The organism is Elusimicrobiota bacterium, assembly GCA_016182905.1.
Lineage (GTDB): Bacteria > Elusimicrobiota > Elusimicrobia > UBA1565 > UBA9628 > GWA2-66-18.
In genome coordinates, this window is the sequence record JACPFR010000050.1 from 1 (window position 1) to 24602 (window position 24602).

Consider the following 24602-nt stretch of genomic DNA (forward strand, 5'->3'; position numbering starts at 1 on the left):
CGTGATGTTGGCCTACAATTTGATGAGCGTGTTCCGGCAGGCGTTACTAAAAGCGCCGAAAGCGGTTCGCCTTTCCACGATGCGCTTCCAATGCTTTGCATTAGGAAGCTGGGTCGGACGAAATGGCCGAAAGAAGGTCCAACGGATCAGTTTGCCGCGGCAACGCCGGGCTTGGTTCGACGGATTATTCGCCAGCATCAACGCCTTTAAGGCGCCATGGCCGATCCCAACCTAGTTCCTAATGCAAGATTTGGATCAAGGACAGCCGGTCGCTACTTCTCGGCCGCGATCATCGCGATCCAGATCTCCTCGCGGCCGCCGTTCTCGTCTCGGGCGAACTTGCCGTTGCCCCGCCTCCCGTCGTCGCCTTCCCAGTAGACGTGCGACCTCCGGAACCCCGCCTCGGCCAGCAGCTCGCGGATCTCGGCGACGGTCCAGACGCGCCAATCGTAGGTGAAGACGTCCAGCATCTTCCGCCCGCCCTTGGGCTTGAAGTGCATCGCGCAGCGGGCCGTGTTGTGCACCGGGTCGTAGTCGTACTGCTCCCAGTAGTAGGTGAAGCGGGGGTGGACCGTGCTCTCCTTGTTCGGCCGGTGGACGCCGCCTCCGCCGAAGCAGTCCATCGCCAGCACGCCGCCGCGGCGGAGGTTGCGGAAGCAGTTCTTGAAGTAGGCCTTGAGCGCCGCGCGCTCCTTGAAGATGAAGTAGGAGAAGTTCATCGCCATGATCAGGTCGCTCTTCGGCCCGCCGGGCGCGAGGACGTCTTTGCGCTCGATCGCGACGCGCCGCCTCTGCTCGGGCGCCAGCCGGGACAGGAAATACCTCTTTCCGTACGCGATCGGCTTCGCGCCGAGGTCGCGCCCGTAGGCGCGGTAGCCGGGGCCGAGCTTGACCCACTCGCAGCACACGCCGAAGGTCCCGCAGAAGTCCTCGCGCAGGAGCTTGGGCCCCCGGCCTTTCAGCTCCCGGTACATCTCCCGGAAGAAGCGGACGTCGGCGTCGGGCTGCTGGACGGCGGCGGCGTAGAGGGCGTGCTTATCGATGGCTCAAGTCTAGCAGTAAAAAATGGGACCAAAGCGTCACAGCGCGGGCATGGAGCGGGGGGGCGTTACGCGCTAGGCTGTGCTCGCGGATACGGGAGGTTCCCATGCACGGATGGACGAGCCGGTTCTCAGGCCTGTGGCAGGCCGCGCTCATGATCTTTTTCGCCTCGGTCGTCGTCGGCCCTCACGGGCTTCGGGACGCCGACCGCTGACGCCGTGTGGGCCCGGTGGCAGGGCACGCATAAGGTCTCGAGGTTGACGAGGTGATGGGCGCAGCTGATCTCGCCGTGCGCGCCGAGGCAGGGCGCGATGTGGTTGACCTCGAGCGGGCGGCCGCCGCCGCAGCGCACGCAGGCGTACTTGTCCCGCCGTTTCGCCGCGCGCCGCGCGCGCGGCCACCAGTGGTTCTTCCAGAACGCCGTCGCGCAGCGGTCCCGGCACCACATGCGCCGAGCCGCGGGCAGCGCCTGCGCGCACCAGGAGCAGGCTCCGGCCGCCGGCTTGGCCAGCGCGCAGCGCGACACCAGCTCGGCGCTCTTCGTCATGCCCGCTATTCTAACAAGCTGAATCGGTGTCAGGCATTCCGCTTTTTTCAGTTTTCGCCCCGCTCGCGCGGAAAACTGAAAAAAGCGGAATGCCTGACACCAAGATTATCGTTTGTTATGATCGTCGGATGAAGCGCGCGATCGTCGCGGGGCTGCTCGGCGTCCTGTGCGCCGCCGCTGTCTTCGCGGCCGCGGTCTCCTTCGCCCCGTTCCAGACGCACATGGCGCTGCGCCGGCTGGCGCTGCGGCGGGGCGGCGCCCAGCGCGTGCCCGCCGGGCCGCTGCTCGCCTATGAGCTGAGCTCCTGCCGCCCCGGGGCGCCGTGCCGCTGCGTGGCGCTCGTCCACGGGATGGGCGACTCGGCGATGACCTGGGACAAGACCATGCTCGGCCGCGGCGGCGCGACGCTTCCCCCCGAGGGGATCATGCTGCTCGCGGTGGACATGCCCGGGACGGACGGCTCGGCGCCCGCGGCCGACTACGGCATCCGGGCGCAGGCGCGCGTGCTGCGCGCCGCGCTCGAGCCGCGCTGCCCGGAATGGACCGTGGCGGGCAACAGCCTCGGCGGCTGGATCTCGGGCTGGCTCGCCGTGGACTGGCCCCAGGGCGTGCGCCGCCTCGTGCTCGTCAACGCGGCGGGGCTCAGCGACCCGACCGCGCGCTCTCTCGAGGCGGCGAAGGTCCTGGCGGACCCGACGATCCCGGCGATGAAGGCCTTCAACGCCAAGGCCTACGGCAAGCCCCGGGCGGTGCCGGATCGGGCCTGGCCCGCGGCCGTGGCGTCCATCCGCGCGCGGCCCACGCGCGCGATCCTGGAGGCGCTCAAGCTCGAGGACGTCCTCGACTCCCGCCTCAAGGACGTGAAGGCCGACACGGTCATCCTGTGGGGGAGCGCCGACGGCGTCCTGCCCGCGGAGTTCGCCGAGCGCTTCCGCAAGGGCGTGCGCGGCTCGCGCGTGGAGCTGGTTCCGGGATGCGGCCATCTGCCCCAGCAGGAGTGCCCGGAGAGCGTCTCGCGGGCGTTGTTCGGCGCGAAGCTCTAGGCGCCGGCTACTTTCGGCCGGACCAGTCGGCCGCGCGCTTCTCGTCCGACATCTTCCGGAGCTGCTCGTCGGCGCGGCGGACCTTGCGGGCGGCCTTCGCCTTGGCGGGCTTTTCGGCGGTCTTCTCGGCGAGGCCCGCGACGGGCTTGAGGGGGGCGAGCGGGTCGACGAGGCTGATCGTGATCGCCTGGCCGGAGCCGAGGCGCGTGGAGCCGGTGACGCCGCCGGCGGGCATGGTGAGCTGATGACTCATGATCTGACGCATCAGGGGGTCGTGGGTGACCGTGGGGCTGGTGACCTCCGCCGAGGCGGACAGCGCCGCCATCGTCAGCAGCGCCGCGAACATCGCCGTCATGAGCTTGGTTCCCATGTCCTTTCCTACTAAGAGGATAGCGGGAAAGGGCTTCGACGCTCAGTGTCCTAGGGCCCGGGAGGGCCTAGGCCCATGGACCTAGGCTACTCGTTCGAGGACGCCTGGATCTTGCCCAGGTACTTCTCGTCCACGGGCGGCTCGGCCAGCCGGCCGGAGGCGGACGGCGCGTTCGGCGACGCGAAGCCGGTCATCTGGCCGCTGCTGAAGGCCCCGGCCGCGCCCTTGATGTCGTCCTCGGTCTTCTGCAGGCGCGTGTAGGTGATCTCGATGCTGCCGAGCGAGGCCGCCTTGGTCTTGATGACCTGCTCGGCGGTGGCGCCGCCGGAGGAGGAGCCGTTGGACGCGATCGAGCCTCCCGTGCCGGAGGGGGAGCCCGAGGCCCCGGACACGGCCGCGGAGTCGGCGGCGGCCTGGCGGCCCATGCCTTTCGCCTCGTCGGAGGGGTTGGTCTGGTCGGCGGCCTGGTTCGGAGAGCCGGTCTGTCCGGCGTTGTTGATGCCGGGGGTGGCGGGGGCGTTCCGGCCCGCCTGGCCGCCGCCGGAGGACCCGGTGAAGCCGGCGCTCTCGGCGCGGGCCATCTGGACCTTGTCATGGAAGTCCGGGATCTCGCCGGGGGCGCGGGTGCCGGCGCAGAGGCCCTTGCCGCAGACCTGGACCTCTCCGTCCGGCGTCACGATCCCGTAGCGGTTGTCGCCGAGGTCGATGACGGGATAGGGATTATCGCTGCGCGCGTCGGCCATCTCCTTCTGGAACTCGGCCGGGGAGAACGCCGGCGGGTCGCTGAACATGCCGACGCTGTTGGAGGCGTTGATGGGAGGCGCGGGCGGGCCGATGAAGCCGGGCTGCTTGTCATAGGGGAGGCCGGACTCGGCGGCGCGCTTCGCCTGCTCCTTCTCCCACGCGGCCTTCTGCGCCTCCTCCTCGGACGTGCACAGGCGGTAGGGAACGGTCCCGCACTTCTTGAAAAACTCGTCGTTCGCCGTGGACGGGTTGGCCTGATTCCCGAGCAGCTGGATCGGCGCCGTGCCGGCGTTCCTCATCAGGTAGTCGACGCAGGACGGGATCGCCGGCTGGGGGCACTTCCCGGAGGTGCGCACGGCCTCGCGGAGGTTCAACTGGGCGGCGGTGCAGGCGACGTAGGGCACGGTGCCGCACTTGAAGACCATCTCGTCGATCGGGCCGGCGCCGGGGGCGAGCAGGAAGGGGCTCGAGTTGCCGGCGGGCATGGTGAAGCCGGTTCCGGCGCCCGCGGAGAAGGGCTGGGCCGCGGCGGAGGCGGCGATCAGGAGCAGCGCGGCGGCGAGGGGGTTCGGGGTTTTCATACGGATTCTCCGTTCTTTCCTGCGACCCCCACAGCATAGCCCCGGGGGCCCCTTCGCGCCATAGGCCTAAGGGCCCAGGCGTCAATGGGTCCTAAGACCCAGAACGGCTCTGCCGTAACAGGGTCATTGACCTTTGGCCGCGCTTATCCTAATATGCCGCCCACGATTCAAACGGCTCAAGGGGATCAATGATCAGATTCGGCACTTCCGGGTGGCGCGGCGTCGTTTCGGACGACTTCACGTTCCAGAACGTTCGCAAGGTCGCCCACAGCGTGGCTGGGTGCGTGAAGGAGAGCACCGAGGTCGGCTACAACAGCGACGATTACCGCCAGTTCCTGGCGGGGACGGCGCCCTCCCGCGTGCCGACCGTCGTCGTGGGCTACGACACCCGCTTCCAGTCCGAGGATTTCGCGCACGAGGTCGCCGCGGTGTTCGCCAACGACGGCATCCGGACCTTGCTCGCCTCCGCCGACCTGCCGACGCCGGCCGTCGCCTGGGCCGTGCTCGCCAACAGGGCCGTCGGCGGCGTGATGATCACCGCCTCCCATAACCCCGCCCAGTACAACGGCTTCAAGTGGATGCCCTACTGGGGCGGCTCGGCCTCCCCGAACGTGACCAACGACCTGGAGCGCCGCATCGAGCTCCTCGGCGACCACGCGATCAAGACGATGACGGACGAGCGGTCGACCCGCGAGGCCTGGGTCGACAAGGTCGACTTCCGGAAGTCCTACTTCGACCAGCTCGAGAGCCTGCTCGACGTCAAGGCCATCAAGAAGGCCAAGCTCAAGGTCGGCGTCGACGCGATGCACGGCTCCGCGCGCCTGTACCTGCGCGCGTTCCTGGAGGAGCGCCTGGGCGTGGAAGTCTTCGCGCGCAACGAGGACCGCGACGTCCTGCTCGGCGGCATCTCGCCCGAGCCGACGCCCGAGTCCACGGCGGACCTCGCCGAGCAGGTCAAGAAGCAGAAGCTCCACCTCGGCCTCGCCTGCGACGGCGACGGCGACCGCTTCGGCATCATCGACGCGGGCGGCGTCTGGATCCAGCCGAACGAGGTCATCGCGCTCGCCTACGAGCACCTCGTCGTCAACCGCGGCCTGAAGGGCAAGGCCGCGCGCTCGGTCATGACTTCCCACTTCATCGACGCCGTGGCCAAGTCCCACGGCTCGGAGACGCGCGAGACGCCGGTCGGCTTCAAGTACCTCGGCGAGCTGCTGCGCTCGGGGCCCTTCCTGATCGCCGGCGAGGAATCCGGCGGCCTCTCGATCCGCGGGCATGTTCCTGAAAAAGACGGCATCCTCGCCTGCGTCCTGATGCTCGAGCTCGTCGCCTTCGAGAAGAAGCCGCTGACGACGGTGCGCGACCGGCTGTTCAAGGGCCTTGGCGCCTTCCACGGCGCCCGCCTCAACTACAAGATGGACCGCCTGCGCGACATCATCGAGCTCGAGGCGCGGCTGAAGACGAAGCCGCCGCTCGAGCTCGCGGGGTCCTCGGTCTGGCGCATCGACCAGGCCGACGGCTTCAAGTTCATCCTGCGCGACGGGGCCTGGCTCGGCCTGCGCAGCTCCGGCACCGAGCCGGTCTTCCGCGTGTACGCCGAGGCGCACACGCCCAAGCGCCTGGCGGAGATGATCGACGCCGGCAAAAAAATGCTGTCGGGGAAATTCTAAACATGGCTAAAATCGAATCCGTTCGCGCTCAAGAGATACTGGACAGCCGGGGCTTCCCGACCGTCGGGGTCGAGGTCGTCCTTTCGGACGGGTCCGTCGGCTGGGCGGGCGTGCCCTCGGGCGCGTCCACCGGCGAGCACGAGGCCGTCGAGCTGCGCGACGGCGACAAGGCCCGCTACTTCGGCAAGGGCGTCCTCAAGGCCGTGGCCAACGCCAACGGCGAGCTCGCCAAGGCCGTGAAGGGCCGCGAGGCCTCCGACCTGGCCGGCCTCGACGCCGTGATGATCGCGCTCGACGGCACCCCGAACAAGGGACGTCTGGGCGCCAACGCCATACTCGCGGTCTCCATGGCGACGGCCCGCGCCGCGGCCGCCTCCGCCAAGACGCCGCTGTACGCCTTCCTCCGCCAGGCCTACGGCATCACGTCCGACAAGTGGCTACTGCCCGCGCCGATGCTCAACGTCGTCAACGGCGGCAAGCACGCCGACAGCGGCCTCGACGTTCAGGAGTTCATGATCGTCCCGGTCGACGCCCCGACCTTCGCCGACGCCCTGCGCGCCGGCGCGGAGATCTACCAGATCCTCAAGAAGAAGCTCGCCGCGCTCAAGATGACGACCGCGGTCGGCGACGAGGGCGGCTTCGCCCCGCGCCTGAAGACCCACCTCGAGGTCCTCGAGATCCTCGCGGCGTCGATCAAGGAAGGCGGCTACGAGGGCAAGGTGCGCCTGGCGCTCGACTGCGCGGCCAGCGAGTACCACAAGGACGGCAAGTACGTCCTCGAGGGCAAGGCCCTGAGCAGCGTCGAGATCGCCGAGGTGTACGCCGGCTGGGCGGCCAAGCACGGCATCGTCTCCATCGAGGATCCCCTGGACGAGAACGACTGGTCCGGCTGGGCGGCGATGACGGCCAAGCTCGGCGACCGCTTCCGTCTGATCGGCGACGACCTGTTCGTCACCAACCCGGAGTTCCTGGCGCGCGGCATCAAGGAGAAGGCGGCCAACGCCATCCTCATCAAGCTCAACCAGATCGGCACGATCACCGAGACGGTCAAAGCCGTCACCGACGCGCAGAATGCCGGGTTCTCGACGGTCATCTCCCATCGGAGCGGGGAGACCGAGGACGCGTTCATCGCGGACCTCGCCGTCGCCCTCAACGCGGGCGCCATCAAGACCGGCGCGCCGTGCCGCTCCGAGCGCCTGGCCAAGTACAACCGCCTCCTGCAGATCGAGGCGGCCCTGGGCAAGAAGGCCAGCTACGCGGGCGGCTCCGCGTTCGCGGCCACGGCCGGAGCGCGGTGAAGGACCGGGCCCGGCGCGCGTCCGCTTTCGTCCGCGCGCACTGGGGCCGGCTGCTGACGGGCGCCGCGCTGATCTTCGTGTTCTTCGGCAACGGCGGCTTCCGCTCGCTGACGCGCAACTGGCTCGAGCTGCGCCGCCTCAACAAGGAGATCGTCGCGCTCCAGGCCGAGGAGAAGGAGCTCGACGGCCGCCTCAAGGCCCTGCGCTCCGGGGACGGCCCCGTCGAGCGCCTCGCCCGCCGCGAGCTCGGCTACATCAAGAAGGGCGAGATCGAGTACCGCTTCCCGCCGCCGCAAAAGAAGCGCTAGAGGCGAACCTGGTCCAACGGGATCGCTCGCACCTTTTCCGCGAGGGGGAAGGTCTCCTGCCCGGCATGGACCACGTCGAGCCGGTGGAGCTTTAAATCCTTAAGCGCGATCTTCATGGAGGGAGTGAGGGCGGGCGCCTCGGTCCGCTTGAACTCAAAACCAAAGCGTTTTCCCCCTTTGACGACCAGAAGGTCGAGCTCAGCCCCGGCATGCGTCGCCCAGAAATAGCACTCCTCGGGCCTCGCGCCCAAAGTCCGGATCGCCGTTTCCAAGGCGAAGCCCTCCCAGGAAGCGCCGAGCCGAGGGTGGCTCTCGAGCGCTCCCTTGCTCTCTATGCCGAGCAAAGCGTGCAGGAGGCCGCTGTCCGATAGATAGACTTTCGGAGACTTCACCTGCCGCTTAGCGAGGTTCTCGTGCCATGGCTGGAGCTGGCGCACGAGAAAAGTCGCGGAGAGGGCGTCGAGATAATTCCGCACGGTCGTATCGGCGACCCCGAAGGAGCGGGCGAACTCCGAGGCATTCCAGATCTGGCCGTGGTAATGGGCCAGCATGGTCCAAAAACGATGCATCGTACGCGCCGGCAGGCCGAACCCAAGCTGGGGCAGGTCTCGTTCGAGGAATGCGGATATGAACTCCCGGCGCCACTCGACGCTGGCCGCCTCCGAGCGGGCGAGAAAGGCCCGGGGAAACCCGCCCCGCACCCAGAGTCGCTCCAACGAGGAAAGTCCCGCCTCGTCCAAACCCAACGGCGGGAGGATGTGATGTGCGATCCGCCCCGCCAGGGACTCCGAGCCTTGCCGTTTGAGGTCGGGCGAGGCGCTTCCCAGCAGAAGGAACTTCGCGGGCCGGCCCGGACGGTCGGCGAGCACGCGCAGGATCGGGAACAGCCCGGGGAGCCTCTGGACCTCGTCGATCACGACCAGTCCGCGCAGCCCGCGCAAGGCGAGCATGGGGTCGGCCAGACGCCCCAGATGGGCCGGGTCCTCGAGATCGAACCACGCGGCCGGACCGCGGCCGGCGAGGCGAGCCTCCTTGGCCAAAGTGGTTTTACCGACCTGACGAGCGCCCAGGATGGCGACCACGGGGTTCCTGGACAGCAGGGACTGCACGGCCTGGAGATGCCGGCGGCGCTGGATCACAAGGAAAGTGTACATTGAAAATTCGGTCTTTGCAACCGGATTTTCAATATACAAGGAAGGCCTTGACGCAGAGTAATGTGCATGTTTCGATAAACCTGCGTATAGTCATGCTCGAGCGGCTCTGCGCCCCGGCGACCTGCGCCTCGCGCACGACGCGCTGCGCGCGCTCGAATGATCAAGCGCCCTAGCTCTGTGAAAAAGATCGGGAGTGGGCCTAGGCGGTCCCGTTCATGTACCAGGATGCTTGTTTATTGGATGTAGAGCAGGAAGCCCGCTTCTGGAATGCCCGAGGTGCGGATGTTGAGGTAATACGTCCGGCCGGGTTCGATCCTGCATGCATTGAACATTTTCGCGTACTTGCTGCCGTCGTATGTCCAGTACACTCCTCCGGTGAGCGTTCTCGAGACGGCGCATCCGGCCGGCACGCCCGAGAATTGTCCCGGACACTCGCTGATCGCCATGTCCTTGAGGCCGCTGCCACGGTTGCCATCCTCAGTAGCGACGCGACCTCCTCTCTTGGACGCCGGCGTATACTTGTTGACGAATGCGTAGGCTTTGGGCTTGCCCGCCAGCACCTTGCTATCCAGCGGCATGCCGGGAGTGTTGAAGGCATAATGGAAGTTGCGCGGGGTATAGTTATCCCGCTGAGCGGTGCTGTACAGCAATGTTCCGGCCGGCGGCGCCGGACAATTGGCCGCGGTATTCGAGCCCGCAGACGGGTCTTCCGGCTTTCTCGCCCCGCCGCTCGGGGCCCGATCGCCGTTTGAAGGCGTGCAGGCGCCCTTCCCGGGCTGAAAAACCTTTTGGGGATTCCCGATGCATTCCTCTTCGTAAGCGGGAGAGAAATCGACGGGATATGAGCACAAGCATTCTCCCTCGGAATAGCCCGGCCGGAGGCAGTTGTTAGTGTCTCCATTTAAGCATAGCTGCCGACAGCTTGCCCCGGCCCAGTGGTAGCAGCGGCCGCTCGAATCCTTGAGAGGAAAATCTTCCGAACAGGCTACGGCGGCGCAGGAATCCGAGGAGGTCGGATCGGCGCTCGCGCCGCCGCCCTGAGCCGCGTTCCCGGAAGATTGCGTCCGGGCGCTCGCGGCGGAGGGGCGGCCGCTAAAAATGGGGCGGGCGGGACGCTCGGGGCGCGGAGCGGGCTCGGGAGGCTGGGCCTGAGGCTCCTCGACATCCTCGGACGGTTCGCCTTCATCCGCGGTCTCGTAATGCTGAGTGGTCTGAGGTTGCGCTCCGGCGAGCGCCGCGACGAAAGTCAGCGTCAGGGCGACGGCGAGATTCTTGAGCATGGTTTCTCCGGCCGGGACACAGTAGTACTAATAGGCGCCGCGACAGTGTCCACCTTTATATTTTTTATGATTGCGCCACCAGTTTTTTTCCTTCGGGACCTTCCCAGGCGGGCAAATCGGGGCATGGCCGGGCAGCGCGCTTCGCGTTGAGTTGGTGTACCTATGCCACGCCTCCTCGGCCTCCTCATGTGCCGCCAACGCCTCTTGGTACGCGCATGCGCTGGGATTTTCGTAGAGATACCGGCTGATCGCGTGGTGCGCCAGCGCTCTCCTCAACTGCCATTCTGTTTCGAGATCGTGACTGGCGATTCTGGCGAGGGCGAGCTGCTTTTTGATGTCGGCGGCCCGGGCCGCGGCCTGGGAACAATCCCGGCCGCCGGGGGCCCGTCCGGCATTCCGGGCGCCCTCGACGGCCTGACCCACCCCTGAGGCCGAACCGCCGCTGCCGGTGGATGAGAAGTCCGTGTTGGGTCTGTTTGTCTCCCTTCTTCCCCGCATCTGGAGCCCGGCTCCGCCTGAGTCCGCTTGAGCGGGCGGCCGTATAGCCTCCGGTTCGGGGGCTTTCACTTCGTCTTCGGCTTGGGCCCCCTCGGAAGCCTCCTCCTCGTCGGCCTGCGCTGCCGCGAAAGACGCGAACTGCGCCAGAATCAAGGCGACCGCCAGATTTTTGAGCATGTTTTCTCCTGATTTTTTGACGAGACGTATCAGTATTAGGGGCGGCCCTTGGGCCGGTCAACGGGTCAAAAATACCGTTAATGAGAAATGGATCGCCGCGCGCGAAGCCGCCGCGGAGAGATATGGGCTACAATAGGCCCATGTGCCCCGTCCTCCTGGCGTTCGGCCCCTTCAAGCTGTACGGCTACGGGGCCGCGATCACCCTCGGGGGCGTGATCGGCGCGCGGCTGCTGTGGCTGCGCCGCGAGAAGATGGGCCTGCGCGACGAGGAGTCCTTCTGGGCGCTGATCAACCTCGCCGTGCTGTCGGGCTTCCTCGGCGGCAAGCTCCTCTTCATGCTCCAGTACGGCGTCCGCCCCGGCCTGTCCCTGATGAACGGCTACTCCGCGTTCGGCGGCTTCGTCAGCGTGCCGCTCGCGGTCGCGGGCTTCGCGCTCTGGAAAAAGATCCCGGTGCTCAAGCTCGCCGACTACATGTTCCTCACCGCCCTGTTCTGGCACGCGTTCGGCCGCCTCGGCTGCTTCCTCGCCGGCTGCTGCCAGGGCCAGCCGACGAGCCTCCCGTGGGGCGTGACCTTCCGCGACCCCCGCTCGATGGTCCCGCCGGAGTTGCTCGGCGTCCGCCTCCACCCGGTCCAGCTGTACGAGGCGGCGGGGGACCTGATCGTCGCGGCGATCCTCTACCGCGTCCTGCTCGCGACCGAGAAGGGCAAGGTCGAGCCCGGGCTCGTCGCGGCCGGCCATTTCGCCGCCTACGGGATCATGCGCTCCTCCCTCGAGTTCCTGCGCGGCGACACCTTGCCGTTCCTCGGGCCTCTCACGCAGGGCCAGGCGCTCGGCGCGGGCCTGCTCGCCGCTTCCGCGGCCATACTGGCCTGGAGGAGCCGATGCTCCCCGTCCTGCTGACGCTCGGGCCGGTCGAGGTCTCGACCTACGGCGTGCTCGTCGCGCTCGGCTGGTTCCTGGGCGTGCGCTGGCTCGTCTCCCGCCGCGCGGACATGGGCCTGAGCGAGAACCAGATCTGGGACATCGTCTACTGGGTGTTCGGCGGCGCCTTCGTCGGCGGCAAGATCATGTACTTCCTCGTGACGCCCGGCTCGTTCGCGTTCACGGTCGAGGCCCTGCGCTACGGCTTCGTGTTCTACGGCGGCCTGATCGGCGGCCTCGCGGCGGGGTTCTACCACGCCTGGAGGCGCGGGCTCCCGTTCCTCAAGCTCGCGGACTGGTGCATGACCGCGCTCGCGCTCGGACACGGCATCGGACGGTTCGGCTGCCTCGCCGCGGGCTGCTGCTACGGCCGCCACACCGACCTGCCCTGGGGGATCTCCATGGCGGGCGACCCCTCCCGCCATCCGACCCAGGTGTACGAGGCGGTCCTGAATCTGGCCCTGTTCGGCGTCCTCGCCCGCTTCGTCCTGCCGCGGGTCGCGGACGAGCGCTGGCGGGAGGGCGCCGGCCTCGCGTCCTACATCATAGGCTACGCCGCCCTGCGCTTCGCCGTCGAGTTCCTGCGCGGCGACGACCGCGGCGCCTTCGTCCTCGGCCTGTCGCCGTCGCAGTGGGTCGCGCTCGCGGCCGCCGGGGCGACCTGCGCTGCCCTCGCTTCCCGGAGAAAACCCGCATGAAGAAACGCCTGATCGTCGAGAACGACCTGCCCCGCCTGGACGCGTTCCTCGCCAAGAACCTCACCGGCTTCAGCCGGGCCTTCCTCAAGGACATGATCGAGCGCGGCATGGTCACGGTGGACGGCAAGGTCGTCGACGCCGACGAGCCCATCCTCGAGGGGCAGAAGATCGAGGTCGAGCTGCCGGAGACGGCTTCCGCCTCCTCCGACGATTTCGAGTCCTGGGTGATCTTCGAGGACAAGCGCCTGCTCGTCCTCAATAAGCCCACGGGCCTGCTGATGCATCCGTTAGGGGACTCGTGGCTGAAAAGCCCCGAGGCCGCGCGCGCCGGGCGCGAGACCAACCTCGCCGCCGAGCTCCAGGTGCATCGTCCCGCGATCCTGAAGGCGGGCACGCCCCGCTGCGGCATCGTCCACCGCCTCGACCGCCCGACGAGCGGCGTGCTCCTCGTCGCGAAGGACCCGGAGACCTACGCGGCGATCACCGACATGTTCAAGGAGCGGTACATGGACAAGACCTACCGCGCGATCGTGCGCGGCGTCCCGCCGCCGACCTCGCGCGTGTCGGCGCCCATCGGCCGCGAGCCGGGCCAGCGCCAGATCGTCGTCACGCCGCTGGGCAAGCCCGCCGAGACCGGCTTCCGCGTCGTCACCAAGAAGAAGGCCGCCTGCCTCGTCGAGGCGAAGCCGCTCACCGGCCGCACCCATCAGATCCGCGCCCACCTGGCCCATATCGGCCATCCCGTGATGGGGGACAGCGAGTTCGACCGCAAGGGCGTGCCCGCCGCGCCCCGCCTGATGCTGCACGCCTATCGCATCGCCTTCGAGCACCCGTTCACCGGGCGCCCGGCGCGGTTCGAGGCGCCGCCGCCCGCCGACTTCCAGAAGTTCTGGAAGTCCATGCGCTGAAAATACGACGGAAAATGGGCCCACGCGGGTCTTGTTTTCGGGCGGGGGCTTTGGCAGAATCCAGATTATGATAATGACCACCTGGCTGGTTGCCGCCGCCCTCGCCGCGTCCGCCGCGCCGTCGTCCGACGCCTCCTTCTTCTCCGCCGCCGCCGGCGTCCGCGCCGAGCTGGGCGCCGCGTTCAAGACCGCCTCGTGGAACGAGGTGGACACCCTTCTCGACCTGCTGCGCGACTCCGACCCCGAGGTGCGCCGCCAGGCCGTGCGCTCTCTGAAGGCCTGGGTGGCCCAGCGCTCGAGCACGCGCGACCGCGTCCTCGACGTGTACAAGAGCTCCGCCGAGGACCTCGCCGTCCGTCGCGAGGCCGCGAAGACCCTCTCCGTCGTCTCCGGCAACAGCGAGATCCACCAGGCCCTGCTCGACTACGCCCGCCGCGGGAGCGACGCCGGCCTGCGCGCGGTCTCCTACAAGGCCCTGTTCTGGATGGTCGCGCAGCGCTCCGACGTGCGCGACGACGTCCTCGACGCCGCTCGCCGCGAGAGCGAGCCGTCCGTGCGCCTCGCCGCGATCTGGGCGCTGTTCGGCGCCAACGACAGCCGGGTCAAGGACCAGCTCCTCGACATCGCCAAGCGCGACTCGAGCGAGGCGGCCCGCGCGGAGGCGCTCAAGAGCTCCTACGGCCTGATGGGATACAGCGAGGTCCGCGACCTCGCCTACGACCTGGCGCGCGACACGGGCACGCCCGCGTCCGCGCGCAAGGCCGCGATCCTGCTGCACTCCAACCGCGTCACCTCGAGCCAGAAGGACCTCCTCGAGGAGATCGCGACGCGCGACCGCGACCCGCGGATGCGCTCGGCGGCGATCGTCGCGCTCGGCAACCCGCGGGCCGAGGAGCTGCTGACCTACTTCCACCTGGTCCGCCGCGACCAGAACGGGGTCATGGTGTACGACCCGCTCGACGCGGAGTAGCCGGTGACCGCCGCCGTGATGACCCGCCTGGGCGCGGGCCTGATGTTCCTCGCCGTCGGCCTGGGCGCGTTCGGCGCGCACGCGCTGAAGGCGAAGCTCACGCCGGACATGCTCGCGGTCTTCGAGACCGGCGTGCGCTATCAGGTCTACCACGCGCTGGCCCTGCTGCTGCTCGCGTCATTGCGCGGTCCGTCCAAGGCCGCCTGGTGCTTCACCGCCGGCATCGCCCTGTTCTCCGGCAGCCTCTACCTCCTGGCGCTGACGGGGGGCCGGAAGTGGGGGGCCGTCACGCCGATCGGCGGGGTCCTGTTCCTGATCGGCTGGCTGATCGTCCTGTTCGACCGGACGCCGGGCCCGTCGTCGGTCCTAGACCGGCTCGGCCTGTAGCGCGGCGGCGGCGGGCAGCGGGCCGGCGGCGACCAGGCGCTTGCGGGCGGGATCCACGGCCAGATTGAGGCCCTCCAAGGAGCGCGCGCCGAGGAGCTGAAGGTCGCCCTCCAGGGCGAACACGACCTCGTCGGTCGTGGTCCGGCCCGCCGTGTTGATCAGCGCGAAGCCGACCTCGCGGCTCACCGTCTTGCCGTCCGCCAACTCGAACAACTCGGTCTTCTCCGGCGTCACGCCGATGTCCCGGAGCGCTTGAGAGTCGATCCAGGTGAGCTCGCTGCCCGTGTCCACGAGGAGCCGGCGGGGCGTCCTCCGCTCCCTGGCGACCTGGTTCGAGACGACGCACTCCGTAAAGAACGTTCCCATGCGCGGTTTCATGCCTCCATTGTAGCGCCGCCGTTTTATTTTCGCCAGGGGCGCCTCTACCATACGATCGAGCCGCCGCTTTTGTTCCATCAGCCCGGCGGGAATGCTAGAATCGCGGCGATGAGAGCATTGACCTTCCTCGCCTCGCGTTTCGTCGCGGGCGACGACATCTCCGACGCGATCGAGGCCGTGCGCGCGCTGAACGCCGACGGCCTCAAGGCCACGCTCGACAACCTGGGCGAGGACAGCCTCGACGAGAAGCACGCGCTCGCCGCCGCCGAGGAGAACCTGACGATGCTGCGCCGCCTCGCCGAGTCCAGCGTGGACGCCAACATCTCGCTGAAGCTCACCCAACTCGGGCTCGCTTTCGACGAGAAGCTCGCGACCGACAGCCTCCACCGCATCGTCACCGAGGCGGAGCGCCTGAAGACCTTCGTGCGCATCGACATGGAAGGCTCGCAGTGGACGCAGAAGACGCTCGACATCTTCTACGCCATGCACGAGAAGCACCCCGGCGTCGGGATCGTGCTCCAGTCGATGCTGCGCCGCACCGAGGCTGACTGCAGGGACGCCGTCGAGCGCAAGGCGCGCGTGCGCCTATGCAAGGGCGCCTACAAGGAGCCCGCCTCCGTCGCCTTCCAGGACAAGAGGGAGGTGGACGCGAGCTACGACCGCTGCGCGGCGATCCTGGCGAAAGCCCCGATCCCCGCCATGGCCACGCACGACGACGCGCGCATCGAGGCGGCGCTGAAGGCCTTCGACGCGGCCGGCCTGGTCAAGTCCGACTACGAGCTGCAGATGCTGTACGGCATCCGCGGCAAGCGCGCGCGGGAGCTGCGCGAGGCGGGCCACACGGTGCGCATCTACGTCCCGTACGGCAGCCATTGGTTCCCGTACTTCTACCGGCGCATCCGCGAGCGCAAGGAGAACCTGCTGTTCGTGGCGAGGAATTTCTTCGAATGAAAGCCCTATTGAAAAAGACGCCCGCCCCCGGCGCGGCCTTCGAGACGACCGACGACCTGCGCATCAAGCCCGACGAGGTGCTGGTCAAGGTGCACCGGGCCTCCATCTGCGGCTCCGACCTGCCCATCTACGGCTGGAATTCGTGGGCGCCTGAACGATTCAAAACCCCGAGCACCTTCGGCCACGAGTTCTGCGGCACGATCGCCGAGGTCGGCGCGTCCGCGCGCGACTTCAAGAAGGGGGACTTCGTCTCCGTCGAGAGCCACATCTTCTGCGGGCTCTGCTACCAGTGCCAGAACGGCCAGCGCCACGTCTGCCGCGAGATGAAGATCATCGGCGTGGACGGCCCCGGCGGCTTCGGCGAGTACGCGGCCGTGCCCGCGCGCTGCGCGTGGAAGCACAGCGACGACTCCTTGCGCGACATGGGCTCGCTGTTCGAGCCGTTCGGCAACGCCGTTTACTCCGTGCTCGTCGAGCCCGTCGCCGCCAAGTCGGTGCTCGTGATGGGCTGCGGCCCGCAGGGGCTGTTCTCGATCGCCGTGGCGAAGGCCTCGGGCGCCGACCGCATCGTCGCGGTGGAGGGCTCGAAGTACCGCGCGGAGCTGGCGCTGCGCATGGGGGCCACGACCGTCGTCGCCCCCGGCGAGGACCCGGTCAAGGCCGGCAAGGTGAAGGACGGCTACGACGTCGTCTGCGAGATGTCCGGCGCCCAGGCCGCCATCACCCAGGCCTTCAAGTGCGTGCGCAGCGGCGGCCGCATCACCGCGTTCGGCATCCCCTCGAAGAAGGTCGAATTGGACTGGGCGAACGACCTCATCTTCAAAGGCGTGCGCGTGCACGGCATCGTCGGCCGCGAGATCTTCGAGACGTGGTACAAGGCGGACCGCCTGCTGCGCTCCGGCGCCGTCGACCTGAGGCCCGTGGTCACGCACACCTTCCCGCTGAAGGACTTCGCGGCGGGCTTCGCGGCGATGACCTCTCCCGACCGCGACTGCGGCAAGGTCGTCTTCGTCCCTTAGGCCGGGCTACGGCTTCGGCTTGAAGGTGCGCAGCAGCTCCTCGAAGGCTGGGCGGCCCGAGGGCGCGCCGGCGGGCCAGGTGTGCTCGAGGACGAACAGCCCGCGCGGGGTCGGCAGCGACACGACGCGCGAGGAGAGCTTCTTGACCCCGCCGTGCGGGTCCGGGAACTCGGAGTCGCTCAGGAACTCCCAGGCCCTCGCCCCTCCGGCCGCGGTCTCCCTCAGCGGCGTGGGCAGGCCCGGGCGCGCGGCGCGGTAGGCCTCGGGCGTCGTCGCGGGGTGCAGCGACACGCGGATCATCTCGGTGAAGGCGCCGGGCCCGGAGGGGGGGCCGAAGAAGGCCGCTTTGCGCGTCTCGGCCGGGGAGTCGTCCACCTTCCAGCCGCCCGGCAAGGTCGCGGTGAAGCTGTCGTCGTCGGGACGGTACTCGGCCGGCGCGTCGGGCGCGGGGCGCGAGCAGGCGGCGGCGGCGAGGACGGCGATCAGTATCAATCTCATTTTGTTTTAGCCGCGCGCGCTCTGCGGATGCGGGCGGGGAGGTCTCCGGGTTCGCGCAGGACGTTGGCCCACCCGTCGGCGCGGTCGAGCAGCTCCGCGCGCTCGCGCGGGAGCTTGAGGGCCTTGGCGAGGAGCTCCTCGGCGATCGAGCGGGCGTCTCGCTCGTAGGCGGCGGCCAGCGAGGGCGGCACCGGGCGTTTCCTGAAGTGGAGCCGGCTGATGACCTGGCCCCCGGCCGCGAGGCGCGCGTCGCGCAGCGCGGGGCCTTCGGCGGCGGCGACCCAGGCGGCGGCCTTGCCGGCCAGCGCGTCGAGACGCTCCTCGCCGCCGTCGAGCGTGCCCGGGGGCAGGCTCAGCGCCGCCGTCAGCGCCCGGTCGGCGGCGCCGGTCCTCTCGTAGTAGGAGACGAGCCTCGTTCCCGCCTCGCGCCGCAGGGCGGGCACCGTCGCGAGGAAATCCCGCTCGCGCTTGTCGACCTCGGCCCGGTAGGACCGCAGCTCCGCGTCGCCCAGGTCGAAGCCGGCCAGCTTGAGCCTCTGCTCGATCCAGTCCCGGACCCCGCCGCCGGCCTGGAGCGAGCGCGCCGTCCGCCGGCGCACCGCCTGGCGCGCCGCGACGTCGTCGAGCTTCGCGCTGCCCGAGAAGGTGGAGAGGTACGTCCGCGTGACGTCGTCCTTGAACGCCGCCGGGTCGTAGATCAGCTTCAGGCAATAGTCCCGCCAGGGGTTGCGGTCGATCGCGTCAGGGCTCTTCGAGAGCGTGTAGCGGCAATGCTCGCGATGGGCCTCGTGCTCCTTGGCGAGCGGGTTGGCCGCCGGAAGGTTGCCGCGGATGGCCTCGTCGTCGATGCGGTTGCGCCGCGACTGCGCGGCGTGGGTCAGCTCGTGGAAGTACATGACGTCGAGGCTGTCGACGAACAAGGGCAGCAAGGACGGGTCCTCGGCGAGGAGCTTGGAGACCTGCTTCGCGTCGGCGAGCCGGTCCTTGATCCTGGCGAACTTCTCCGGGGACAGCCGGGCGTGCATGGCCCTCACGATGACCCAGTGGTTGATGACCATGCGGTCGCCGGTGACGTCGTACTGCGCGCCGGGGGCGTTCGGGTCGTTGGGGCTTTGCGTGAGCTTGAGGACCATGACGTCGGGAAGCCGCAGGCCGTTGCGTCCGCGGAAACGGGCGAGAAGCTCGCGCCCCGGCGCGGTCTTCATCATCTCGGCGTTGAAGGCGGCGCTGAGCGCGGCGCCGAGCTTGCGCTCGTCGGGGTCCGGGATGCCCTTGCGGCGCGCGGCGACCCCGGGGCCCGAGCCGGGGATCGCGGCCGAGACGAAGTCGGTGAAGGCTCGCTGGCCGTCGAAGAACCTCGTCGAATCAGCGTAGGAGACCGTCGCGGGCGCGCGCAGCTGCCCGACCGTCGTCCCGGCGCGCTTGAGGAGCTCCCGGATCCTCGGGGGGAGGACGGTGCCCGCCTGCGCCAGCGCCAGCATGTGCTTGCGCACGTCCTCCGGCACGGGCCGCGACGCGTCGAGCCCCTCGAGCTTGCCCAGGAGCGTCTCCATGGCCATGTGCGCCTGACCGCGGCGGTTCGTCTCACGCCAGACCATCAGCGTGACGGTGTCCAGGGGCTTGGCGTCCGGCCCCATCAGGCGGCAGGTCGCCTCGTCGAGGCGGTAGCCCGCGTACACGAAGCCCTGCCACACCGAGGCGTCGAGCTGCTCGGTCGCCGCGTCGAAGGGCCTGTGCAGGGCGTCCATGTGCGCCCGGCTGACCACGACGCCGGCGGGGTCGATGAGGCGGCCCGCCCTGTCGTCGATGCGGTAGCCGATCATCTCCCAGTACACGCGCTCCTTGTCCGGGATGGGCTCCGCGCGCAGGTCTAAGGGGGGCCCTCCGGCGGGGATGGGAGCCGGGGGGGCGGCGGACGCGTGCCCCGTGCAGCGTCCCTCGGGCATGGCGACGGCGGGCCCGGGGGCGCCGGCGCTGGCGTGGATATGCCCGGGGTAGCCGAACGGGCAGGCCGCCGCCGAGGCGGCGAGCAGGAGGAACGCCGGGAGGGGTGCCAGCGCGCGCATGGGTCCAGTATAGGTCGGGAACCGAGTTCTTTCAATGTCTTTTTTCTGGAGGGAGATCCCTTCACCCGCGGCCCGTGCCCCTTCTCGGGCGCGGAAAATCGTCTATAATACTAGACATACCATGATCTACCTGAAAGGCCATCTCTCCCGACCCCTGGACGCCGTCCTGACCGCCCCGAGCCGCCTCGCCGTGCTGCGCGCGCTGTTCCGCGCGAAGTCCCCGCTGTCGGGGCGGGCGCTCGCGCGCCTGGCGGGGATCAATCATCAGGGCGCGGCGGTCGCCCTCGCGGGGCTGGCCAAGCTCGGCCTGGTCGAGCGGCGGCCCGCGGGACGCTCCGACCAGTGGCGGCTCGAGCGGAAGGGCTGGCTCATGAGCGAGCTCCTCCTGCCCCTGCTCGAGCGCGAGGCCGAGCACGCCGGCGCCGTCGTCGACGCGATCCGCAAGGGCCTGCGCGGCAAGGCCGCCGCGGTGTTCGTCGCCGGCGCGGCGGCGAAGGGCCGCCTCGAGCCGGGACGCCCCGTGGAGCTCGTGGTCGTGGAGGGCGCGATCGGCCGCCGTCCCCTGTCCGAGGCGCTCCGCGACCTCGGCGCGCGCCTGAAGGAGCAATGGTCGCTGCCTCTCGAGGCGCGCGTCCTTGCGCGCCGCGACGCGGCCCGCGCGGCCGCCGTCGAGGACCTGTGGGAGCTTCTTCCCGTCGAAGGGCCCCCGTCCTACTTCGCGGCGGGAACGATCGACCAGCGGTAGTAGGGCGGCGCGGGGCAGGCCGGGCACTGATCGGACTCGAAGGCGAGCGCGGCGTCGCAGCCCGGGACGGGGTTCCCGGCGCGGTGAAAGAAAAGCGGGATCGCGGTGAAGCTTCGCTCGGCGTGGGCGACCTCGCAGGCGCGCGAGGCGTCGAAGGCGGCGAACAGGCCTTCCTTGCGCGCGAAATCCTTGGAGTTCTCCTTGCGCCAGCCGACGTGGAAGTCCAGCGGCGGCCGCTCCGCGGGAGAGGCCAGCTCGCGCAGGAGGCAGCCCTGGGTCGCGAGCGCCGCTCCGAGCGCGCAGAGATAGACGAAGCGCTTGTCCGCGCGCGCGAGGCGAGGCAGGGCGGCGGCGAGCGCCGCCGTGCTCAGCAGCGCGGGCAGCGAGTAATAACGCAGGGAGCTCGTGTGCCGGAAGGCGATGAACACCGCGGCGAAGGCGGCCGGCCACAGCAGCACGGTGCGCTCGTGGAAGCTCAGGCTCTCGTCGTGCCAGGCGCGGACGCAGCTCCAGGCGAGCAGGCCGGCCAGGAACACCCCCCAGGCGTGGAGCAGGAGGCTCAGCGGCCCGGGGAGAGCCAGGGAGAACAGGCGCTTGAACACGACGGGGCCGGCGAAGACCTGGATCATGGGGACGACGTGCCAGCCGGCGAAAGCGGCGATCGTCAGCGCGAGCAGGACCTCGAGCGGACGCCGGAAGCGCGTGAACGGCGCGAGCAGGAGCTCCCTCGGGGCGCGCCGGACCCCCGCGGCGGCCAGCGCCGGCAGGACCACGAGCGCGGAGAGCAGCAAAGGCCGGTGCGCGACCCACATCTCGTCGGTGAGCGGCTGCTTGACGAGCGCCAGGGCGACGCCGGCCGCGAGCGCCCCCGCGGCGTCGCGCAGGCGCCCCGCGGCCTCCGCCTCGCCGCGCCAGGCGGCCCGCGCCCCGAAGAGCACGACGAGCGAGGCGGGGATCGAGAGATAGATGAAGTGGTTCACGACCCCGATCATGGTGAGCGCGACGAGGACGGCGCCGCCTCCCGGCCGGGCCAGCGCGGCCAGCGTGCCGAGGATCAGGATCGGATGCAGCGCGTACACCTCCCACGCCAGGCGCCCCTTCAGCAGGTAGAAGGCCGAGCCCGCGCACAGCAGGGCCCAGGAGGCGGCGGCCCCGGGCGAGACGCGGCGGCGCAGGTGCGCCCAGACGCCGATCACCGCGGCGGCGTTGAGCAGCGCGCCGGGCAGGCGCAGCGTCTCGAGGGAGATGCCCCGCGCGTCGTAGAACGCGGCCAGGAGCCGGGCGTACAGCGCGCTCGTGTAATGGTTCATCGCGTGCGGGGAGTACAGACCGGCGCCGCGGAGCCGGTCGGCGAAGAGCCCGATCCAGGCCTCGTCGAGCGACATCGCCGGCACGTCGGCCAGCCGCGCGAGCAGGCCGTACAGGCACACGGCGAGGAGGAGGAGGGCGGCCGCGTCCGTGCGCTTCATGGCCGTATTCTATATAATCGGCGCATGACGACTAAGACCGACTCTTTGATGGATTTCCTCGACGCCGAGAACGCCCAGCTCAAGACCGAGGGCCGCTTCGTCCGGCTGCGCGTGCTCACCGGCCACCAGGCCCCCGTCTCCGTCGTGGACGGCAAGAAGGTCGTGAACCTGACCTCCAACAACTATCTCGACCTGACCGAGCACCCGAAGCTCAAGGCCGCCGCCAAGGCCGCCATCGACACCCACGGCGTCGGCACCGCGGCGGTGCGTCCGATCATCGGCACCCAGGACATCCACCTCGCGCTCGAGCGGAAGCTCGCCGAGTTCAAGGGCACCGAGTCCGCGCTCGTCTTCCAGTCCGGCTTCACCGTCAACGTCGCCTGCTGCCAGAGCCTGATGAGCGACCCCAAGGACCTCTTGATCTCCGACGAGCTCAACCACGCCTCCATCATCGACGGCGCCCGCCTGGCCAAGGCCGCGCGCAAGGTGTACCCGCACAAGGATATGAAAGCCTTGCAGGCCATCCTCGAGACGCCCGAGGCGAAGGGCGCCCGCCGCAAGATGATCGTCACCGACGGCGTCTTCTCGATGGACGGCGACCTGGCGCCCCTGCCGGAGATCGTGGACCTCGCCGAGCGCCACGGCGCCTTCGTCATGGTCGACGACGCGCACGCCTCCGGCGTCATGGGCGAGAACGGCCGCGGCACCCCGAACCACTTCAAGGTCTCCGAGCGCGTCCAGGTGTCGATCGGCACGCTCTCCAAGGCCGTCGGCTCCGTCGGCGGCTACGTCGCGGGCCAGAAGCGCCTGATCGAGTACCTGACCTCGACCGCGCGCCCCTTCACGTTCTCGAGCTCGCACCCGCCGTCGGTGATCGCCACCTGCGCCGCCGCCATCGACGTGATGCTCGACGAGCCGCAGCGTATTCAAAAGCTGTGGCAGAACGCGGCCCACTTCAAGGAAGGCCTCAAGAAGCTCGGCTTCGACACCGGCGCCTCGGAGACCCCGATCACGCCGGTGCTGATCGGCGACACCAAGAAGGCGCAGGAGTTCTCCGCGCGCCTGTTCGACGAGGGCGTCTTCGCGCTCGCGATCTGCTTCCCGATCGTCGCGCGCGGCAAGGACCGCCTGCGCACCATCGTCTCATCGGGGCACACGGCCCAGGACCTCGACTTCGCGCTCGAGAAGTTCGGCAAGGTCGGCCGCGAGCTCGGCCTGATCTAGCGCTCGGGCTCGCGCCGGCGCGAGTCCGGGTCACGACTGTTTCCGGAAACAGTCGTGCGCCCATCCTCAAGGATAGTCGTGGGCGTTGAATTCGACGGGGTGGAACTTGATTTCGGGCTTCTCGGATTCGTAGACGGCGAGGAGCGCCGACCGCGCGGCGGCCAGCTTCGCGGCCGGCGCTTTCGCGTCGTGAAGGACGGTCAGGTGGAACGCGGAGTATCTGATCGACGAGGCGATGCGTTCCTCTTTGGTTCCTTTCGTCTGGCGCGACTCTTGTACCTGCTGATCTCCGTTCTCGGCCTTGGATTGGGTCTTCGTCATCCGGCCCTCGCCGGAGCGGTCGCTGATCTCGAAATCGCGTTTCGTCTCCAGCGACAAACGGACGAAGGCGGCGCTTCGACCGGCTCCCAGGATCGGATCGAGTACCTTGGCTTGTATGCGGTCGGCGGTCTCGGTCTCGATGCGGTGGATCGTCATCAGCGACTCGTCGTCGGCCCAAGCCGTCAGGACGAAGAAGGGAAGCAAGAGCAGAATTCTCATCGCACGCTCATCGCAGCGGCGAGTTCCAGCCCGGCGCGGTAGCCGGCCGCCTCGAGGGCCTTGTCGGCCGCGCCGTCGCGGTCGGGGTCGAGGCCGGAGGCGGCGCCCGAGGCGTGGAGGGGGGAGCCCTCGCCTTGAAGGACCAATGATGCGTTGGCGCGCACGGCGGTCGTGCCGGCGATGAGGCTTGTCGGCAGGTCGATCGTACGCGACGTTCCGGTGAGCGCGGCCGCGCCGCGGCCGCCGCCGGTCTCGATCTTCTTCTCGCGCAGCGCGCGGGCCACGCCGGCGGCGAGCGGACCGTCGGGGATGTTGAGGGCGACCGTGCTCCACGGGGGCGTGCCTTCCCGCACCTTCGCGCGCACGCGCACGCGCACCATGCCGTCGCGCGTGTCCTCCTCGACCGCGGTGGAGGATTCGACGAAGCCGCGGCTGCGCGACGTCGTGTTCTGAGCGGTCGTGAGCGCGCCCTCGACGCGGGAGCTCGACTCCATGGCGACCCCCGCCACCGACTCCACCGCCCGGCGCCGCGCGTCGGTGAGCGCCCTGTCGCGCGCGTCGGCCAGCCCGCGCGCGTCGAGCGGGGCGAAGCCCTCGGCCTCGACGACCTTCGCCCGCGGCCCCGCGTGGGAGCAGGCCGCGAGGCCCAGAGCCGCGACGAGCGCCAGGCGCCTCACTGCAGGCGGCTCCCCAGCGACTTCTCCAGGGCCTCCTTCGGCAGCCTCAAGGTCACCACGCAGCCGTTGTCGGCGGTGAACTCGGACTTGTGGATCTCGGCGCCGCGGATCACGTCGCTGACCCGCGCCGACAAGGTCGAGTCGGTCTCGAGCGCGCGCTCCACGCTGACGCCGCCCTCGAGCCGCACGCCCTTGATCATCGACAGCAGCTCGTACTGCGCCTTGACGATGGCCGCGTCGCGGGCCAACGCCATGCGCTGCGTGTCGGTCTTCAGCGCCGGATCGGAGGCGCCGATGCCGATGGCCTCCAGGTAGCCCCCGCGCACGGGCTTCTGGTCGATGACACGGTCCACGCTCCCGTCGTGCACGCGGCGCGTCACTCCTCCGCAGCCCGCCAGGACCGCGGCAGCCGCCAGAACGAATGCTCTCTTGTCCATG

General features: G+C 69.3%; 27 protein-coding genes. 13 read left to right on the forward strand and 14 right to left on the reverse strand.

The genetic code is table 11. The features are described 5' to 3' along the window. Window positions 1-272: 272 nt before the first annotated feature. Window positions 273-974: a class I SAM-dependent methyltransferase gene (locus HYV14_14825; GenBank protein ID MBI2387264.1), complete on the reverse strand. Its 702-nt coding sequence runs from the start codon at window positions 972-974 to the stop codon at window positions 273-275. A gap of 197 nt (window positions 975-1171) precedes the next feature. Continuing rightward, complete coding sequence (locus HYV14_14830) at window positions 1172-1588, reverse strand: hypothetical protein (protein MBI2387265.1); 417 nt, start codon at window positions 1586-1588, stop codon at window positions 1172-1174. Between the two features lie 128 nt (window positions 1589-1716). Between HYV14_14830 and HYV14_14835 the strand changes: the two genes are divergently transcribed. After that, a complete protein-coding gene (locus HYV14_14835; GenBank protein MBI2387266.1) occupies window positions 1717-2631 on the forward strand; it encodes an alpha/beta hydrolase in 915 nt (304 codons plus the stop codon). 7 nt (window positions 2632-2638) lie between these two features. On the opposite strand, the gene HYV14_14840 is transcribed toward HYV14_14835, so the two are convergent. Further along, window positions 2639-3001, reverse strand: a complete 363-nt coding sequence (locus HYV14_14840; protein MBI2387267.1) for a hypothetical protein — start codon at window positions 2999-3001, stop codon at window positions 2639-2641. Window positions 3002-3087: 86 nt separating this feature from the next. Further along, window positions 3088-4326 carry a hypothetical protein gene (locus HYV14_14845; protein MBI2387268.1) on the reverse strand — a complete coding sequence of 413 codons (1239 nt, stop codon included), beginning with the start codon at window positions 4324-4326 and terminating at the stop codon, window positions 3088-3090. Between the two features lie 188 nt (window positions 4327-4514). Between HYV14_14845 and HYV14_14850 the strand changes: the two genes are divergently transcribed. Genes HYV14_14850 through HYV14_14860 form a run of 3 tightly spaced genes read left to right on the forward strand, consistent with a single transcriptional unit; the run spans window position 4515 to window position 7599 of the window. Continuing rightward, a complete protein-coding gene (locus tag HYV14_14850; GenBank protein ID MBI2387269.1) occupies window positions 4515-5993 on the forward strand; it encodes a phosphoglucomutase/phosphomannomutase family protein in 1479 nt (492 codons plus the stop codon). A gap of 2 nt (window positions 5994-5995) precedes the next feature. Then, window positions 5996-7291, forward strand: coding sequence for a phosphopyruvate hydratase (eno, locus tag HYV14_14855; GenBank protein ID MBI2387270.1), 1296 nt, complete (start codon window positions 5996-5998; stop codon window positions 7289-7291). Then, complete coding sequence (locus HYV14_14860; GenBank protein MBI2387271.1) at window positions 7288-7599, forward strand: septum formation initiator family protein; 312 nt, start codon at window positions 7288-7290, stop codon at window positions 7597-7599. The genes eno and HYV14_14860 overlap by 4 nt, the downstream gene beginning before the upstream one ends. On the opposite strand, the gene HYV14_14865 is transcribed toward HYV14_14860, so the two are convergent. The 3 genes from HYV14_14865 to HYV14_14875 form a co-directional block, all read right to left on the reverse strand. Next, on the reverse strand, window positions 7596-8753 hold the full coding sequence (locus HYV14_14865) for an ATP-binding protein (protein MBI2387272.1): 1158 nt from the start codon (window positions 8751-8753) through the stop codon (window positions 7596-7598). The genes HYV14_14860 and HYV14_14865 overlap by 4 nt on opposite strands. Window positions 8754-8986: 233 nt before the next feature. Continuing rightward, window positions 8987-10033, reverse strand: coding sequence for a hypothetical protein (locus tag HYV14_14870; protein ID MBI2387273.1), 1047 nt, complete (start codon window positions 10031-10033; stop codon window positions 8987-8989). A gap of 27 nt (window positions 10034-10060) precedes the next feature. Next, window positions 10061-10708 carry a hypothetical protein gene (locus tag HYV14_14875; protein MBI2387274.1) on the reverse strand — a complete coding sequence of 216 codons (648 nt, stop codon included), beginning with the start codon at window positions 10706-10708 and terminating at the stop codon, window positions 10061-10063. 140 nt (window positions 10709-10848) lie between these two features. Here HYV14_14875 and HYV14_14880 point away from each other — a divergent pair, with 140 nt between their 5' ends. The 5 genes from HYV14_14880 (at window position 10849) to HYV14_14900 (ending at window position 14597) form a co-directional block, all read left to right on the forward strand. Next, on the forward strand, window positions 10849-11613 hold the full coding sequence (locus tag HYV14_14880; protein ID MBI2387275.1) for a prolipoprotein diacylglyceryl transferase: 765 nt from the start codon (window positions 10849-10851) through the stop codon (window positions 11611-11613). Continuing rightward, the gene (locus tag HYV14_14885; GenBank protein ID MBI2387276.1) at window positions 11595-12332 is read left to right on the forward strand and encodes a prolipoprotein diacylglyceryl transferase; all 738 of its coding nucleotides are present in this window, start codon (window positions 11595-11597) and stop codon (window positions 12330-12332) included. Before HYV14_14880 ends, HYV14_14885 begins: the two co-directional genes overlap by 19 nt. Beyond that, window positions 12329-13240, forward strand: coding sequence for an RluA family pseudouridine synthase (locus HYV14_14890; GenBank protein MBI2387277.1), 912 nt, complete (start codon window positions 12329-12331; stop codon window positions 13238-13240). Before HYV14_14885 ends, HYV14_14890 begins: the two co-directional genes overlap by 4 nt. Before the next feature lie 73 nt (window positions 13241-13313). Continuing rightward, on the forward strand, window positions 13314-14210 hold the full coding sequence (locus tag HYV14_14895) for a HEAT repeat domain-containing protein (protein ID MBI2387278.1): 897 nt from the start codon (window positions 13314-13316) through the stop codon (window positions 14208-14210). A gap of 18 nt (window positions 14211-14228) precedes the next feature. Then, window positions 14229-14597: a DUF423 domain-containing protein gene (locus tag HYV14_14900; GenBank protein MBI2387279.1), complete on the forward strand. Its 369-nt coding sequence runs from the start codon at window positions 14229-14231 to the stop codon at window positions 14595-14597. On the opposite strand, the gene HYV14_14905 is transcribed toward HYV14_14900, so the two are convergent. Continuing rightward, window positions 14577-14975, reverse strand: coding sequence for an aspartyl protease family protein (locus HYV14_14905; GenBank protein ID MBI2387280.1), 399 nt, complete (start codon window positions 14973-14975; stop codon window positions 14577-14579). The genes HYV14_14900 and HYV14_14905 overlap by 21 nt on opposite strands. 108 nt (window positions 14976-15083) lie before the next feature. Here HYV14_14905 and HYV14_14910 point away from each other — a divergent pair, with 108 nt between their 5' ends. Both HYV14_14910 and tdh read left to right on the forward strand, forming a co-directional pair. After that, complete coding sequence (locus tag HYV14_14910; GenBank protein MBI2387281.1) at window positions 15084-15926, forward strand: proline dehydrogenase family protein; 843 nt, start codon at window positions 15084-15086, stop codon at window positions 15924-15926. Further along, a complete protein-coding gene (gene tdh / locus HYV14_14915) occupies window positions 15923-16945 on the forward strand; it encodes an L-threonine 3-dehydrogenase (GenBank protein ID MBI2387282.1) in 1023 nt (340 codons plus the stop codon). Before HYV14_14910 ends, tdh begins: the two co-directional genes overlap by 4 nt. A gap of 6 nt (window positions 16946-16951) precedes the next feature. Here the strand turns inward: tdh and HYV14_14920 are convergent, their stop codons facing one another. Beyond that, window positions 16952-17443: a hypothetical protein gene (locus tag HYV14_14920; protein MBI2387283.1), complete on the reverse strand. Its 492-nt coding sequence runs from the start codon at window positions 17441-17443 to the stop codon at window positions 16952-16954. Beyond that, entirely contained in the window at window positions 17440-19509 is a 2070-nt protein-coding gene (locus HYV14_14925; protein ID MBI2387284.1) for a hypothetical protein, read from the reverse strand. The genes HYV14_14920 and HYV14_14925 overlap by 4 nt, the downstream gene beginning before the upstream one ends. A 121-nt stretch (window positions 19510-19630) precedes the next feature. Between HYV14_14925 and HYV14_14930 the strand changes: the two genes are divergently transcribed. Next, entirely contained in the window at window positions 19631-20254 is a 624-nt protein-coding gene (locus HYV14_14930; protein MBI2387285.1) for a hypothetical protein, read from the forward strand. Here the strand turns inward: HYV14_14930 and HYV14_14935 are convergent. Continuing rightward, a complete protein-coding gene (locus tag HYV14_14935; GenBank protein MBI2387286.1) occupies window positions 20221-21723 on the reverse strand; it encodes a hypothetical protein in 1503 nt (500 codons plus the stop codon). The two genes, HYV14_14930 and HYV14_14935, sit on opposite strands and share 34 nt — an antisense overlap. A gap of 24 nt (window positions 21724-21747) precedes the next feature. On the opposite strand from HYV14_14935, the gene HYV14_14940 reads away from it, so the two are divergent. Further along, a complete protein-coding gene (locus HYV14_14940) occupies window positions 21748-22947 on the forward strand; it encodes a glycine C-acetyltransferase (GenBank protein ID MBI2387287.1) in 1200 nt (399 codons plus the stop codon). A 66-nt stretch (window positions 22948-23013) separates the two neighbouring features. Here HYV14_14940 and HYV14_14945 read toward each other — a convergent pair whose 3' ends face one another. Genes HYV14_14945 through HYV14_14955 form a run of 3 tightly spaced genes read right to left on the reverse strand, consistent with a single transcriptional unit; the run spans window position 23014 to window position 24601 of the window. Then, window positions 23014-23487: a hypothetical protein gene (locus HYV14_14945; GenBank protein MBI2387288.1), complete on the reverse strand. Its 474-nt coding sequence runs from the start codon at window positions 23485-23487 to the stop codon at window positions 23014-23016. Then, window positions 23484-24164: a flagellar assembly protein T N-terminal domain-containing protein gene (locus tag HYV14_14950; protein ID MBI2387289.1), complete on the reverse strand. Its 681-nt coding sequence runs from the start codon at window positions 24162-24164 to the stop codon at window positions 23484-23486. The genes HYV14_14945 and HYV14_14950 overlap by 4 nt, the downstream gene beginning before the upstream one ends. Further along, entirely contained in the window at window positions 24161-24601 is a 441-nt protein-coding gene (locus HYV14_14955; GenBank protein ID MBI2387290.1) for a hypothetical protein, read from the reverse strand. Before HYV14_14955 ends, HYV14_14950 begins: the two co-directional genes overlap by 4 nt. Between the last annotated feature and the right edge of the window lies 1 nt (window position 24602).

Bases quoted from the DNA above. Each gene is read 5' to 3' on its own strand.
- HYV14_14910 (MBI2387281.1), top strand. From the start codon at position 15,084: ATGAGAGCATTGACCTTCCTCGCCTCGCGTTTCGTCGCGGGCGACGAC.
- HYV14_14835 (MBI2387266.1), top strand. From the start codon at position 1,717: ATGAAGCGCGCGATCGTCGCGGGGCTGCTCGGCGTCCTGTGCGCCGCC.
- HYV14_14900 (MBI2387279.1), top strand. From the start codon at position 14,229: ATGACCCGCCTGGGCGCGGGCCTGATGTTCCTCGCCGTCGGCCTGGGC.
- HYV14_14885 (MBI2387276.1), top strand. From the start codon at position 11,595: ATGCTCCCCGTCCTGCTGACGCTCGGGCCGGTCGAGGTCTCGACCTAC.
- HYV14_14840 (MBI2387267.1), bottom strand. From the start codon at position 3,001: ATGGGAACCAAGCTCATGACGGCGATGTTCGCGGCGCTGCTGACGATG.
- HYV14_14870 (MBI2387273.1), bottom strand. From the start codon at position 10,033: ATGCTCAAGAATCTCGCCGTCGCCCTGACGCTGACTTTCGTCGCGGCG.
- HYV14_14945 (MBI2387288.1), bottom strand. From the start codon at position 23,487: ATGAGAATTCTGCTCTTGCTTCCCTTCTTCGTCCTGACGGCTTGGGCC.
- HYV14_14930 (MBI2387285.1), top strand. From the start codon at position 19,631: ATGATCTACCTGAAAGGCCATCTCTCCCGACCCCTGGACGCCGTCCTG.
- HYV14_14925 (MBI2387284.1), bottom strand. From the start codon at position 19,509: ATGCGCGCGCTGGCACCCCTCCCGGCGTTCCTCCTGCTCGCCGCCTCG.
- HYV14_14830 (MBI2387265.1), bottom strand. From the start codon at position 1,588: ATGACGAAGAGCGCCGAGCTGGTGTCGCGCTGCGCGCTGGCCAAGCCG.
- HYV14_14895 (MBI2387278.1), top strand. From the start codon at position 13,314: ATGACCACCTGGCTGGTTGCCGCCGCCCTCGCCGCGTCCGCCGCGCCG.
- HYV14_14850 (MBI2387269.1), top strand. From the start codon at position 4,515: ATGATCAGATTCGGCACTTCCGGGTGGCGCGGCGTCGTTTCGGACGAC.
- HYV14_14920 (MBI2387283.1), bottom strand. From the start codon at position 17,443: ATGAGATTGATACTGATCGCCGTCCTCGCCGCCGCCGCCTGCTCGCGC.
- HYV14_14875 (MBI2387274.1), bottom strand. From the start codon at position 10,708: ATGCTCAAAAATCTGGCGGTCGCCTTGATTCTGGCGCAGTTCGCGTCT.
- tdh (MBI2387282.1), top strand. From the start codon at position 15,923: ATGAAAGCCCTATTGAAAAAGACGCCCGCCCCCGGCGCGGCCTTCGAG.
- HYV14_14890 (MBI2387277.1), top strand. From the start codon at position 12,329: ATGAAGAAACGCCTGATCGTCGAGAACGACCTGCCCCGCCTGGACGCG.
- HYV14_14955 (MBI2387290.1), bottom strand. From the start codon at position 24,601: ATGGACAAGAGAGCATTCGTTCTGGCGGCTGCCGCGGTCCTGGCGGGC.
- HYV14_14935 (MBI2387286.1), bottom strand. From the start codon at position 21,723: ATGAAGCGCACGGACGCGGCCGCCCTCCTCCTCCTCGCCGTGTGCCTG.
- HYV14_14825 (MBI2387264.1), bottom strand. From the start codon at position 974: ATGTACCGGGAGCTGAAAGGCCGGGGGCCCAAGCTCCTGCGCGAGGAC.
- HYV14_14865 (MBI2387272.1), bottom strand. From the start codon at position 8,753: ATGTACACTTTCCTTGTGATCCAGCGCCGCCGGCATCTCCAGGCCGTG.
- HYV14_14845 (MBI2387268.1), bottom strand. From the start codon at position 4,326: ATGAAAACCCCGAACCCCCTCGCCGCCGCGCTGCTCCTGATCGCCGCC.
- HYV14_14940 (MBI2387287.1), top strand. From the start codon at position 21,748: ATGACGACTAAGACCGACTCTTTGATGGATTTCCTCGACGCCGAGAAC.
- HYV14_14905 (MBI2387280.1), bottom strand. From the start codon at position 14,975: ATGAAACCGCGCATGGGAACGTTCTTTACGGAGTGCGTCGTCTCGAAC.
- HYV14_14880 (MBI2387275.1), top strand. From the start codon at position 10,849: ATGTGCCCCGTCCTCCTGGCGTTCGGCCCCTTCAAGCTGTACGGCTAC.
- eno (MBI2387270.1), top strand. From the start codon at position 5,996: ATGGCTAAAATCGAATCCGTTCGCGCTCAAGAGATACTGGACAGCCGG.